General features: G+C 47.1%; 13 protein-coding genes. 5 read left to right on the forward strand and 8 right to left on the reverse strand.

Annotated features, from left to right (window positions below; all coding sequences use genetic code 11):
- Nucleotides 1-181 precede the first annotated feature (181 nt).
- The 4 genes from B0X71_RS17160 to B0X71_RS17175 all read right to left on the reverse strand — a co-directional run bounded on the left by B0X71_RS17160 (nucleotide 182) and on the right by B0X71_RS17175 (nucleotide 3,052).
- Nucleotides 182-772: a hypothetical protein gene (locus B0X71_RS17160; RefSeq protein ID WP_077590571.1), complete on the reverse strand. Its 591-nt coding sequence runs from the start codon at nucleotides 770-772 to the stop codon at nucleotides 182-184.
- Between the two features lie 312 nt (nucleotides 773-1,084).
- Nucleotides 1,085-1,672, reverse strand: a complete 588-nt coding sequence (gene pdxT / locus B0X71_RS17165; protein ID WP_077590572.1) for a pyridoxal 5'-phosphate synthase glutaminase subunit PdxT — start codon at nucleotides 1,670-1,672, stop codon at nucleotides 1,085-1,087.
- Nucleotides 1,669-2,553 (reverse strand): pyridoxal 5'-phosphate synthase lyase subunit PdxS, encoded by an 885-nt coding sequence (gene pdxS, locus B0X71_RS17170; RefSeq protein ID WP_077590573.1) that lies wholly within the window; start codon nucleotides 2,551-2,553, stop codon nucleotides 1,669-1,671. The genes pdxT and pdxS overlap by 4 nt, the downstream gene beginning before the upstream one ends.
- Nucleotides 2,554-2,797: 244 nt before the next feature.
- On the reverse strand, nucleotides 2,798-3,052 hold the full coding sequence (locus tag B0X71_RS17175) for a hypothetical protein (protein ID WP_077590574.1): 255 nt from the start codon (nucleotides 3,050-3,052) through the stop codon (nucleotides 2,798-2,800).
- 343 nt (nucleotides 3,053-3,395) lie between these two features.
- Here B0X71_RS17175 and pstB point away from each other — a divergent pair, with 343 nt between their 5' ends.
- The 3 genes from pstB to B0X71_RS17190 all read left to right on the forward strand — a co-directional run bounded on the left by pstB (nucleotide 3,396) and on the right by B0X71_RS17190 (nucleotide 5,716).
- Nucleotides 3,396-4,169 carry a phosphate ABC transporter ATP-binding protein PstB gene (gene pstB / locus B0X71_RS17180; RefSeq protein ID WP_077590575.1) on the forward strand — a complete coding sequence of 258 codons (774 nt, stop codon included), beginning with the start codon at nucleotides 3,396-3,398 and terminating at the stop codon, nucleotides 4,167-4,169.
- Between the two features lie 23 nt (nucleotides 4,170-4,192).
- Nucleotides 4,193-4,852 (forward strand): phosphate signaling complex protein PhoU, encoded by a 660-nt coding sequence (phoU, locus tag B0X71_RS17185; protein ID WP_077590576.1) that lies wholly within the window; start codon nucleotides 4,193-4,195, stop codon nucleotides 4,850-4,852.
- 153 nt (nucleotides 4,853-5,005) lie between these two features.
- Complete coding sequence (locus B0X71_RS17190; protein WP_198038645.1) at nucleotides 5,006-5,716, forward strand: response regulator transcription factor; 711 nt, start codon at nucleotides 5,006-5,008, stop codon at nucleotides 5,714-5,716.
- A gap of 797 nt (nucleotides 5,717-6,513) precedes the next feature.
- Here B0X71_RS17190 and pstA read toward each other — a convergent pair.
- The 3 genes from pstA to B0X71_RS17205 form a co-directional block, all read right to left on the reverse strand.
- The gene (gene pstA / locus B0X71_RS17195; RefSeq protein ID WP_077590578.1) at nucleotides 6,514-7,392 is read right to left on the reverse strand and encodes a phosphate ABC transporter permease PstA; all 879 of its coding nucleotides are present in this window, start codon (nucleotides 7,390-7,392) and stop codon (nucleotides 6,514-6,516) included.
- Nucleotides 7,392-8,330 carry a phosphate ABC transporter permease subunit PstC gene (gene pstC, locus B0X71_RS17200; RefSeq protein WP_077590579.1) on the reverse strand — a complete coding sequence of 313 codons (939 nt, stop codon included), beginning with the start codon at nucleotides 8,328-8,330 and terminating at the stop codon, nucleotides 7,392-7,394. The genes pstA and pstC overlap by 1 nt, the downstream gene beginning before the upstream one ends.
- A gap of 148 nt (nucleotides 8,331-8,478) precedes the next feature.
- A complete protein-coding gene (locus B0X71_RS17205; RefSeq protein ID WP_077590580.1) occupies nucleotides 8,479-9,462 on the reverse strand; it encodes a PstS family phosphate ABC transporter substrate-binding protein in 984 nt (327 codons plus the stop codon).
- 274 nt (nucleotides 9,463-9,736) lie between these two features.
- Between B0X71_RS17205 and B0X71_RS17210 the strand changes: the two genes are divergently transcribed.
- Complete coding sequence (locus B0X71_RS17210; protein ID WP_077590581.1) at nucleotides 9,737-10,453, forward strand: 3-ketoacyl-ACP reductase; 717 nt, start codon at nucleotides 9,737-9,739, stop codon at nucleotides 10,451-10,453.
- 223 nt (nucleotides 10,454-10,676) lie between these two features.
- Here B0X71_RS17210 and B0X71_RS17215 read toward each other — a convergent pair whose 3' ends face one another.
- A complete protein-coding gene (locus tag B0X71_RS17215) occupies nucleotides 10,677-10,919 on the reverse strand; it encodes a type II toxin-antitoxin system Phd/YefM family antitoxin (protein WP_077590582.1) in 243 nt (80 codons plus the stop codon).
- A gap of 309 nt (nucleotides 10,920-11,228) precedes the next feature.
- Between B0X71_RS17215 and B0X71_RS17220 the strand changes: the two genes are divergently transcribed.
- Nucleotides 11,229-11,492: a hypothetical protein gene (locus B0X71_RS17220; protein WP_077590583.1), complete on the forward strand. Its 264-nt coding sequence runs from the start codon at nucleotides 11,229-11,231 to the stop codon at nucleotides 11,490-11,492.
- Nucleotides 11,493-11,537 lie beyond the last annotated feature (45 nt).

Below are 11,537 nucleotides of genomic sequence, written 5' to 3' on the forward strand. Positions count from 1 at the left end.
AACGCCTCCGATTATGCCTGCTCGCTGACTTTCCCAGTCCGTCTTGTCCCGAAAAGTAACATGTTGCCGTATGGCTATCGATTCGTTCAGAAGCTCTCTGTATCATTGTTATGAGTAACTGAACACCAATGATTCGAGGAAACCCGTCGCAGAATAAATCTTTAATCAGTTTCCTTCGAGCTTAATCGAATGCACGATTTCCTGGAATTCTACTGAACTTTTTAACGATTGATAAAAACCCTTTCACCCAAATCCAACTGTAGAAAATAGAGAAAAGCAAAATTATCATGATTAGGTTAAAGTCGACATCTGAAGTTGCTGCAGGCCCCAATATCGGAAACTTAATGATGAGGAGGATAAATAAGATTCCTAATGTGAGAGAAATGCCAGAAAACACAGCGGCAAGAAACCCGCTTTTAAAGTATCTAAAAGCGAATCCCATGCTTAGTCCTAGAAGTCCGGTAGTAAGTGGGAATGCGAACAGCTCGCTTGGCTGAATAACAGCAATCAAGAACAAGGCTGTCAAATAAGACAAGAAACCGAGCTGCAAGGAGATAACAGTACCGATCAAGATGGCCAGCGTGCTGAGCGCGCTGACCAACAAACCAATCCCCCCTAACATTCCTGCCGATTGCAGAATAGTGGCCAAGGAAGCTAATAATGCCCCATAAGCGATTTTTCTTGCAGGTGTAACAGAAAGTGCAATATAATGATCAACAATTTTTGTCTCGGGATTTATAAATTGCTTGCAATTGTTGAGGAATTTATTCACTCCTGATTATCCAACTCCTTTATACGCAGTTTTTTCTGTTTTCCCTGGCTCTGCAACTCTAAAACTCACTGATCAACAAATATCAAGCTTTACACTTATTCCCTTTAAAATATAAACGGACGAGGAATTGCATTTCTTCCATCCATGTTGAGAATGCACAGGAGCTATTAGAGAAGTTACAAGTCGTTCCGAGAACAAATGGCAATAAATTGTTTTCTGCCACCTGTAACCGTTTAAGCAACAACGCCGGCCTTCCGTATCTTATGCTTTATTACCGCATTGGAGGCGACACATCTTGCGGGGGCTGCGCAGTCACGACTGAACTTGAACACAAGATCTTACCAAATCAATGAAACACCGGGTCAAGCTGATGTCTTCAGTCAACTCCGGATGGAACGAACAGCCCATAAACTGTCCATCCCGCACCATAACAATCCGGCCATCATATTCTGCCAGCACTTCTACTGTCGGACCGGCAGCCGTGATGTGGGGAGCCCGGATGAATACGGCATCAACCGGATTATCGATGCCTTTGACTGCCAACTCGGTCTCAAAACTATGAATCTGCCGGCCAAACGAATTGCGTGCAACCGTTACATCCATCAGGCCGAGATGCGGTGCATCATAGCCTTCCACCGTTTTTGCCATTAAAATCAAGCCGGCACATGTTCCGAATATCGGTTTACCGCTTGCAGCGAAGGCCCGAAGCGGCTCCATCAGCTCATAGCGGTCAATAAGACGCCGCATTGTCGTGCTTTCCCCTCCAGGCAGAATCAGCCCATCCAATCCGGCTATGTCCTCAACCCGTTTAATCACTTTCGCTTCCGCTCCGCATGCTTCAACTTGCTTTACATGTTCGCGGACCGCTCCCTGCAACGCGAGAATCCCAATTTTTGTCACCAGCCGCGCTCCTGCATCCGCTCAGCTGCAGCAATCGACGAAATCTCGAGCCCGGTCATCGCTGTTCCAAGTTCTTTTGATAATTCCCCGATCAGTTTATAATCCTGGTAATGCGTCACAGCTTCTACGATGGCACGGGCAAATTTCTCCGGATCATCCGATTTGAAAATACCGGATCCGACAAATACTCCATCCGCCCCCAATTCCATCATCAGCGCGGCATCAGCGGGAGTTGCTACGCCGCCGGCAGCAAAGTTTACGACAGGCAGCCGGCCCAGACGTTTGATCTCAAGCAGCAGCTCATACGGTGCACCGAGCAGCTTCGCTTCTGTCATCAGTTCATCTTCATTCATCATGACCACTTTGCGCACTTGCGAATTTACTTTACGGATGTGGCGGACCGCTTCTACGATATTACCGGTTCCGGGTTCACCTTTCGTCCGTAACATTGAAGAACCTTCGCCAATCCGGCGCGCCGCTTCCCCAAGATCCCGGCAGCCGCATACGAAAGGCACTGTGAAATTCTTTTTCAATAAATGAAATTCTTCATCCGCTGGTGTCAGTACTTCGCTTTCGTCTATGTAATCAACACCGAGCGCTTCAAGCACCCGTGCTTCTGTGATATGACCGATCCGGGCTTTCGCCATAACCGGAATGGATACAGCATTCATGACCTCTTCGACAAGGCGCGGATTCGCCATACGGGCCACGCCGCCTTCTTTCCGGATATCCGAGGGTACCCGTTCCAGCGCCATGACGGCTACCGCTCCCGCCTCTTCGGCAACCTTCGCCTGTTCCGCATTGACGACGTCCATAATCACGCCACCCTTTTGCATTTCAGCCATTCCCCGCTTCACGCGGTCTGTCCCTTGTTTTGCCATTTCCAATTCCTCCTTTATCGTTCTGCCTCTCAGTATACGGAAGATTGGACATATCAAAAGGGTCACATTTTAACTTATTGACAAGGCCAGAAAGAATAGCATGTAAACTATATTTCTGGAGAGACGGCGTGAATTTATTTCTTTATCGTCGATCTCTTGTTCTCCTTCTTGGAAAAGCCCGAACGGAAAAACTGCATCCGATGTCAGTCACTTCTGACAAGCGGATGCAGTTCTAAAACCTCCCTTACTTGCGGTCTTTCTTTTTTGTAACATCAATGGCTGGCGTATTATTATTCACATAAAGAGGCGGAATGGAATCATCGGACTGCCCGCCTGAGTAGAACTCGTCATTGAGGTCCGCGTTTGCCTGACTGGTTTCATTTGAAGTGTCTGCCTGGCGTTCTTCTGTTCCGCCGGATCCTTCGTAAAATTCCCCGTTAAGCGCACGATTTGCCTGTTCCGCTTCAGCGCCGGACTTGTTTTCATTTTTCTCCGTCATGTTCTTCCCTCCTCAGTCAGCGGTTTGCTTAATAAACTTTTCCCTCATACATTTCCGTACAAACCCGGCTTAACAGAACTTATTAATCTATTGACAAATCCCTTACTATCTTTACATTCTCTTAACAGTGGGTTAATGACCACTTAACATTCCTTCGGTACAATTCAGTATGTAACGGCCAGTAATTGATCAAAAATAATCCGGAATCACAAACGCCGTTTCCTGCCTCTTAACTGGAGCCAAGGCGGATTACTCGCCTGCCTTTTTCTACGGATACAGGAAAATGGTTTTTCCGGCATTTCACTATAAAAATAAGTTCTTAAAAGTTCGGAGGATAAAAATCATGCGTGCAACAATGGACGGCAATGCGATCTTCAAGGTGGAAGATTTGAATCTCTGGTACGGCAATACACATGCACTGAAGAACATCAACATGGAAATTGCCCAGAACCAGGTGACAGCGGTGATCGGCCCATCCGGATGCGGCAAGTCAACCTTCGTGAAGACGCTGAACCGAATGGTTGAGACAGTTCCTTCTGTCCATACATCCGGAGACATCAAATACCGGAATCAAGGGATATTCGATTCAAATTACTTGGTTGAAGAATTACGGACACATGTCGGAATGGTTTTTCAAAAACCGAATCCTTTTCCGAAATCCATCTATGAAAACGTCGCGTACGGCCCGAAAATCCATGGTATCAAAAAGAAACAGGTACTCGATGAAATCGTCGAAAAAAGCCTGAAGGGCGCCGCCATCTGGGAGGAAGTGAAAGACCGGCTGCACGAAAACGCATACGGGCTTTCCGGCGGCCAGCAGCAGCGGATCTGCATCGCCCGGTGCCTCGCAGTTGAACCGGACGTGATTCTGATGGATGAGCCCACATCCGCGCTGGACCCGATTTCCACGCTTAAAGTGGAAGAATTGATCAGGGAATTAAAAAAAGAATACACCATCGTCATTGTTACGCATAATATGCAGCAAGCCGCCCGCATTTCAGATAAAACGGCTTTCTTCCTGAACGGGGAAGTCATCGAAATGGATGATACAGATAAGCTGTTCTCGAATCCGGAGGACAAACGGACAGAAGACTATATCACAGGGCGATTCGGATAAACGGAAGCGGGAGGAAATGACCAATGGCAAACAGAAGCAGTTTCGATAATAGTTTAAATGAGTTACGGGAAGATATTAAACACATGGCGGGCATGGCCCGGGAAGCCTTGAGCCTCTCCGTTTCCAGCTTGAAAGAGCAGGATATGGCGCTGGCCGAAAAAGTCATCCAGAACGACAAAGCGATTAATGGATTTGAAGAAAAAATCAATGACAATGCCATTTTACTGATTGCGAAAGAACAGCCACTCGCTACAGATCTGCGTAAAATCATCGTGTCACTGAAAATTTCCAGCGACATTGAACGGATTGCGGATTTCGCTGTCAACGTGGCAAAAGGAACAAAACGGATCGGCTATGCGGAACTGGTCAAACCGATCATCCATATTCCAAAAATGGCCGAGCTGGTGAATGATATGCTGACGCAGGCAATTGATGCGTATAAGTACGAAGACACGAAGCTGGCGATCGATTCATCGAAAATCGATGACCAGGTCGATGCCCTTTATAAGGAATCCATAACGGAATTAATCGAAATCGCCTCTCAAGACAATACAAATATCGAGCAGATTATGCAGCTGGCGATGATCTGCCGCTACCTTGAACGCTCCGGGGATCACGTAACCAACATCTCGGAAAACACGATTTACATGGTTAAAGGGATCAAAACTGATTTAAACACGTAATATTTCCACTTCACCCGGACAGCCTTGCCACCGAGCTATGGCTGTCCCTTGTTTTAGGGTAATACCGATGATACTGGTCTCAGGCTGACTGTCCTGTCCTCCTGCTACATAATCACACCACTAAAATGCATTACTTCCGTTAGGATGAGTTCAATGAAAAATGTGTTAGTAATTGACAATCAGTTAAACTTTCCCGGGAAAGAACTATTGAGCAACAAAGGCTATCATTTTGAGTGCTTATCCGACGTTGAACCGGCACTGAAACAATTAATGCGTACAAGCATCGCCGGTGTGCTGGTTTCATTCGATTTCATCAAACATGACATCGTATCGATCATCCGCGACATCAAGACGGCTTCCATGGATAAGCCGCTGCTCGTTTATGCGGCGGATGATGAACTGAGCACCATTCTTATGATCGAAGCGGGCGCCGATGAAGTGCTGTCGCGGGATATGAATATTCGGGAAGCGCAAGCCCGGGTGGTGAAACTATTTCATGTCTACCAGAAATTCACCGGTTTTGAAGACGCTCGATGGATGCAGAACGAATGCATCCACATCCAGGAATTTAAATTGTACCCGTCCAGTTACGAAATCAGAAAAAATGAAGAAGCGGTCGAGCTGACTCCCCGGGAATTTTTCACGCTGCTGTTCTTGTATGAAAACAGAGGTGAAATCGTTACACGGGATGCGATTGTAAATGAGCTGAGAAATACGTTCGGTAAAACAAGCGATAATAAGCGCATCACCGATATGTTCATCTCAAATATCCGCAATAAGCTGGCGCTGAATTGTTCCAGTTCCTTCAACATCGTAACGGTCCGGGGACGGGGTTATTATTTTAAATTCAATACTCCTATGTGATCAGGAGTTGATATGCAAGTTTCTTCATGAAAAGCGGACAGGAGATCTCCCTGTCCGCTTTTTGTTCCGTCTGTAATTCTGATTCCTTGATCTGCTTATCCGTTTTTTTATTCGCCGGCTGAGGGAAAATGATTGCCCTCATTAGAAAAACGGTGTTAGTTTTTTGTCATTCTTTATACAGATACAGCTGAGTGGCGATTAAGATCAGCTGAAGTCACTTTACGCGCCGGCGAATGTGCTTTAAGAAAGAATGAATGAACATTAAAAACATTTGAGTGCTCTTTAAACTTTCTCAAGCCGGTCAGCCTCCCATTTACTTTGACGGTTCATCCGACTAGGAGATAAAAGGAAGCTGACACCCCAAAACGCTGCTAACTTTTTGTCATTCTTTATACGGATACAGCTGAGTGGCGATTAAGATCAGCTGAAGTCACTTTACGCGCCGGCGAATGTGCTTTAAGAAAGAATGAATGAACATTAAAAACGTTTGAGTGCTCTTTAAGAACGTTTGAACGCTCTTTAAACTTTCTCAAGCCGGTCAGCCTCCCATTGCTTTGACGATTCATCCGACTAGAAGATAAAGGGAAGCTGACACCGAAAAACGGTATCAGCTTTTTATGATTAATTGTAATAAGGCGGCTGTGTTGCATTTAAAGTCGGCTGAGATAACTTTAAGGCCAGCTGAGTTCACTTTAAGTCCTTCCTCCATCGGAATGCGCATGGATTCATAAGCGCCTAAAACAAAAAAGGCTATCCACACGTCGACGATACGACTGTCAGGATAGCCTTTGCTGTTTTTAATACCGGTGCTGGAATTTATTGCGGATCCAGACGGCGATAGCGTTCATCGCGAGCAAAATGACGAGCAGGACGATGATTCCGGCCCCGGCGACGAATTGCCATTCCGGCTGTGGCCGGACGATCCAGCTGAAAATCTGGATGGGCATCGCTGTGTAATTGGCCAGCAATGAATCCGGAATTGCGTAAATCGTTGTGGCCGCACCAACGACGATGAGCGGAGCGGTTTCCCCGATTGCCCGAGACAGGGCAAGGATAGATCCGGTCAGAATGCCGGGAACCGCTGCCGGCAAGACGATCGTCCAGATGGTCTGCCATTTGCTCGCGCCCATACCGGTGGAGGCTTCCCGCAATTCGTTCGGGACCGAGCGGATCGCTTCCTGGGATGCGACGACGATAACCGGCAGGATCAGCAGGCTCATTGTGAGTGCGCCGGCGATGAGCGTGTAGCCTAAACCGAACAGGTAAACGAAAAACGTCAGGCCGAGCAGCCCGAATACGATGGACGGGACGCCCGCCAGGTTTTGGACGTTCACTTGAATAAACCGGGTGAACCGGTTCTTCGCTGCATACTCTTCCAAATACAGGGCTGTTGAAACGCCAAGGATGATGGCAATCGGCGCAACGAGCAGCATCAGAAAAACAGAGCCCATGATGCCGGCCAGGAATCCGGCTTCTTCTGGAAACGGAGCCGGGAAGTTGGTAAGGAAATCGAAGTTCAAATAGCCGATCCCTTGCGACAGAACCCGGTAAATCAGCAGCGCCAGAAAGACCAAGCCGACCAGCGTTGCCAGCAGGAACAGATATTTCAGCCCCTTATTGAGCGTCACTCTTCCTTTTATGCGTTTAGACGTAGATGCCGCTTCTTTAGAAGCCATCAGTAATCCTCCTTAAACTTCCGGACTATATATTGGGAAAGTAAGTTCATGGCAAATGTAAACACGAACAGCGTCATGCCGACAGCGTAAATGCTGTAATAGATGGTCGATCCGAATGATGTATCACCCGTCGCCCCCTGTACGATGAAGGAAGTGAGCGTCTGAATGGATTCCAGTGGGTTGAACGTCAGGTTTGGCGAAGCGCCGGCAGCGATGGTGACAATCATCGTTTCACCGATCGCTCTTGATACACCAAGCACGACGGATGCCACAATTCCGGAAAGCGCAGCGGGTACCACGACTCTGAATGTCGTCTCCAGCTTCGTTGCTCCCATGGCAAGCGCCCCTTCGCGCAATGAATTCGGCACGGCGCTCATGGCATCTTCCGACAATGATGCGATCATCGGGACAATCATGATGCCGACGACGATGCCGGCACTCAATGCATTAAATACGAGCAGGCCGGGAATCAGGCTCTGCAGAATCGGTGTAACAAATGTAAGGGCAAAAAAGCCGTAAACCACAGTCGGAATGCCTGCCAGCACTTCAAGCACCGGCTTGATCACTTTCCGTGTTTTCTCTGTTGCATATTCACTCAAGTACACAGCTGAGGCAAAGCCCAGCGGCAAAGCGACACAGATGGCGATGAACGTGATCAGCAATGTTCCGGCGATCAGCGACAGGATCCCGAAATTACCGGTCCAGGGTGACCAGTGGGCACTCAGGAAAAACTCGGCAAACGAAACTTCAGTGAAGAATGTAATCGACTCGCGGAGCAATGTGAAAAAAATACCGATTGTCGTCAGGACCGAAATGACTGCACAGATAAGCAAGAACGTCGGGATGAGGGATTCGGTTGTTTTACGGACGTTTTTTTTCTTTTTGTTTTGCTGAATCATCAGCTGGACAGATTTTGTGTCATTGGTGATCGTTCCCATTTTTTAACCTCTTTTTAGTGAGACATGATGAAAAGCAGCTTGCCTGCCCTTTTTGCAAGGGGTATCTTCTCTGATTCAAAAGCAAGGTGAGGGCCAGATCACTGGTTTCCAAGTGATCTGACCCCTTCCCTTATTGTGAGCATCCTTGTTATTCGGCTTCAGCACCGATGATGTTTGTGATGGTATCCAATTGCTCCTGGTACATTTCTTCCGGAAGTGCTACGTAGCCAACTTGCTCAGCCGCTTCGGCCGCATTCTCCAGAATGAAAACTGAGAAATCAGCTACTTGCGGTTCGGTTGCCAGTGCTTCGTTGTTCACATACGTGAACAGCGGGCGGGACAGCGGTGTGTATGTGCCGTCCTGAATCGTTTCCGGGCTTGGCAATACGGCTTCTCCGCCCTCTTCAGAAATCCCCAGCACTTTCAGTGTATCCTGATTCGCTTCATAATACGCATAGCCGAAGAATCCGATTGCGTACGGGTTGCCTTGAATACCCGTTACAAGTGTGTTGTCATTTTCACTGAGCGTGACGTTTTCATCTTCCCGCATCGGCTGTTCTTCCAGGATCACTTCATTGAAGTAATCGAATGTACCGGAATCATGCCCCGGGCTGAAAATGACGATTTCTTCTTCCGGCCAGTCAGGATTAATATCCGACCACATGGTAGCGCCGCTGTCTGCCAGGAAGATCTCCCGCAGCTGTTCGACGGTCAATTCGTCGACAAAGTCATTTTGCTGGCTCACAACAACGGACAGTCCGTCGTATGCCACTTCAAGTTCTGTATATTCAATTCCATTTTCTTCAGCCAGCGCGATTTCATCTTCCGCAATCGGACGAGAGGCATTACTGAAGTCAGTTTCACCGAGCGTAAACCGTTCAAATCCGCCGCCGGTACCCGAAGTATTCAGAACTGTTTCGACTTCCGGCTGCGTCTGGTTATACATATAAGTGATAGCTTCCATGATTGGCTGAACTGTTGAAGAACCGTCAAGAAGTACTTCTCCCGAGAGCGCTTCAGTTTCGCCGGCGTCACCCGCTCCAGCAGCTGCTTCGTCTTCTCCGCATCCAGCCAAAACGCCTGCTGACAGTGTGAGCGGCACCGCTAAGCTTAACCATTTCATCTTCTTCATTACTGTTCCCCCTAGGAATTTAAGTTTAATTGTCATGTTATCTTCAACCACAATTGAATCGTAACACCCGGTTGTTAAGGAACAATGAACCCTGTGTAAAGCTATTGTAAATACTGTTTAGAGAAGCCGACTGCAGAAAAAAATCGTGTCCCTGTGTCAGAAACAGTTGTGAATTGTCTCTGACACAGGGTCGAAAAACATTGACCGGGATTTTTACCGCTGCACTTTGCTATACTCGTGTGTGGAACTGATTGATACTAGAGGAGTTGTTCATATGCAAAACGTTAAAGGGAAAAATGCATTAATCACAGGAGCCGGAAAAGGCATCGGCCGGGCTACCGCCATCGCTTTTGCGGCAGAAGGTATAAATGTCGGACTTGTCGGGCGCACTGCAGCCAATTTGGAAGAAACAGCAGTAGAACTTGAGCAATACGGAGTAAAAACTGTAATTGCTGTAGCTGACGTCGCTGATATGGATGCAGTCAATGCAGCAGTTGAACAGGTAGCGGGCGAACTGGGACCGATTGATATCCTGATCAACAATGCCGGTACAGGCAAATTCGGGAAGTTCCTCGACTTGTCGCCTGAAGAATGGAAAGGAATCATTGATACAAATCTAATGGGTATTTACTATGTAACCCGCGCTGTATTGCCGCAGATGATCGAGCGCCAGTCCGGCGACATCATCAATATTTCTTCTACAGCCGGGCAAAAAGGGGCTCCGGTGACAAGTGCCTATAGCGCTTCTAAATTTGGCGTAATGGGGCTGACGGAATCGCTGATGCTGGAAGTCAGAAAGCACAATATCCGCGTCACTGCGTTGACACCAAGCACGGTTGCAACTGACCTGGCAATTGGCGAAAACCTGACAGACGGCAATCCGGACAAAGTCCTGCAGCCGGAAGACTTGGCTGAAATGATGGTTAGCCAGTTGAAGCTGCATCCACGCGTCCTTTTGAAATCGGCAGGACTTTGGTCAACGAATCCGTAATAACAATTAAATAGATGGAAAGAAAATACCCTCCCGGCATTCTTTGTTGGGAGGGTATTTTATATAAGACTCACGTCTGGAGGTGTTTTTGCATGAGCAAAAATGTATATTCAAGCGGAGTAAAATGCACAGTCGTCAAGGATAAATTGAGCGGTCAATTGACGCCAAAAGAGATTATGAAAATACAATAAAAAGCAGAACCCGCGGGCTCTGCTTATTCTGCCTATTCATCGAATAATTCCATACTGAACCTTTTTTCCTTGTCCCCATACAGTTCGTCTTCAAGTTCCCGGCATCTTCTGACCAGGCTCTCGTACATGTCATTGCTCAGGATGACCGCTGCCGGTTCGTTCCGATTGAAGACGAATGTCGGCTGTCCCGACCCGACCACTTCTTTAATGATTTTGGAAAAATCCCTTTTGGCCCCGGAAATCGACTGCACTTTTACATCCGCCGTTTTCAGCATGCGACCCCTCCGCTTTTTTCTTTATTCTAATGCAGAAAAACCGAAAATCAACCCTGTAACTCAGTCTATCTTCAAATTTTTTTAGTATTCAGTTTTGTCGGATTGTCGGCATAGACTCTTTTCACATTATCCTTCTCCATAATGCGATACAGTAATGCACGGGATTTCCCATCCGGACTAACCGGCAGTCCAGCACAATCATTTGTAACTTCTTTCATGCGGGGTGCGTCTAACAACTATATTAGAGAGCGTTTTTGTTACTTTCACTTAGGATTAAGGGATAAGAAAACTCAAAGGATGGGGTCGAGTATGAAAAGTATTCTCCTTGGCGGTTTGTTCGGTGCTTTGTCGGTCGGGTTATGGAATCTGATTGTTGTATTGGTTGATTACTTTGATTTTATCCAGTTTAATTTTTATGAAAACAGAGGGATGATGATCGTGGTTATGCTGATCATTCCACTCGTGTTATTGTATTTGCTGCTTACACTGATGAGCCGGTCGAAGAAATTCTTGATCGCTTTTTTATCTCTCTTCATACTGCTGAGCGTGATTCTCATGACAGTATCTAGCTGAGTTTATAACAAGACGGCTCAATATAACTGAGTTATTTAGGCAGAC

The organism is Planococcus lenghuensis (assembly GCF_001999905.1).
Classification (GTDB): domain Bacteria; phylum Bacillota; class Bacilli; order Bacillales_A; family Planococcaceae; genus Indiicoccus; species Indiicoccus lenghuensis.

Coding starts and splice junctions, on each gene's coding strand:
- pdxS (WP_077590573.1), bottom strand. CDS start 2,553: ATGGCAAAACAAGGGACAGACCGCGTGAAGCGGGGAATGGCTGAAATG.
- B0X71_RS17175 (WP_077590574.1), bottom strand. CDS start 3,052: ATGACGGAGAAAAATGAAAACAAGTCCGGCGCTGAAGCGGAACAGGCA.
- pstB (WP_077590575.1), top strand. CDS start 3,396: ATGCGTGCAACAATGGACGGCAATGCGATCTTCAAGGTGGAAGATTTG.
- phoU (WP_077590576.1), top strand. CDS start 4,193: ATGGCAAACAGAAGCAGTTTCGATAATAGTTTAAATGAGTTACGGGAA.
- B0X71_RS17190 (WP_198038645.1), top strand. CDS start 5,006: ATGAAAAATGTGTTAGTAATTGACAATCAGTTAAACTTTCCCGGGAAA.
- pstA (WP_077590578.1), bottom strand. CDS start 7,392: ATGGCTTCTAAAGAAGCGGCATCTACGTCTAAACGCATAAAAGGAAGA.
- pstC (WP_077590579.1), bottom strand. CDS start 8,330: ATGGGAACGATCACCAATGACACAAAATCTGTCCAGCTGATGATTCAG.
- B0X71_RS17205 (WP_077590580.1), bottom strand. CDS start 9,462: ATGAAGAAGATGAAATGGTTAAGCTTAGCGGTGCCGCTCACACTGTCA.
- B0X71_RS17210 (WP_077590581.1), top strand. CDS start 9,737: ATGCAAAACGTTAAAGGGAAAAATGCATTAATCACAGGAGCCGGAAAA.
- B0X71_RS17215 (WP_077590582.1), bottom strand. CDS start 10,919: ATGCTGAAAACGGCGGATGTAAAAGTGCAGTCGATTTCCGGGGCCAAA.
- B0X71_RS17220 (WP_077590583.1), top strand. CDS start 11,229: ATGAAAAGTATTCTCCTTGGCGGTTTGTTCGGTGCTTTGTCGGTCGGG.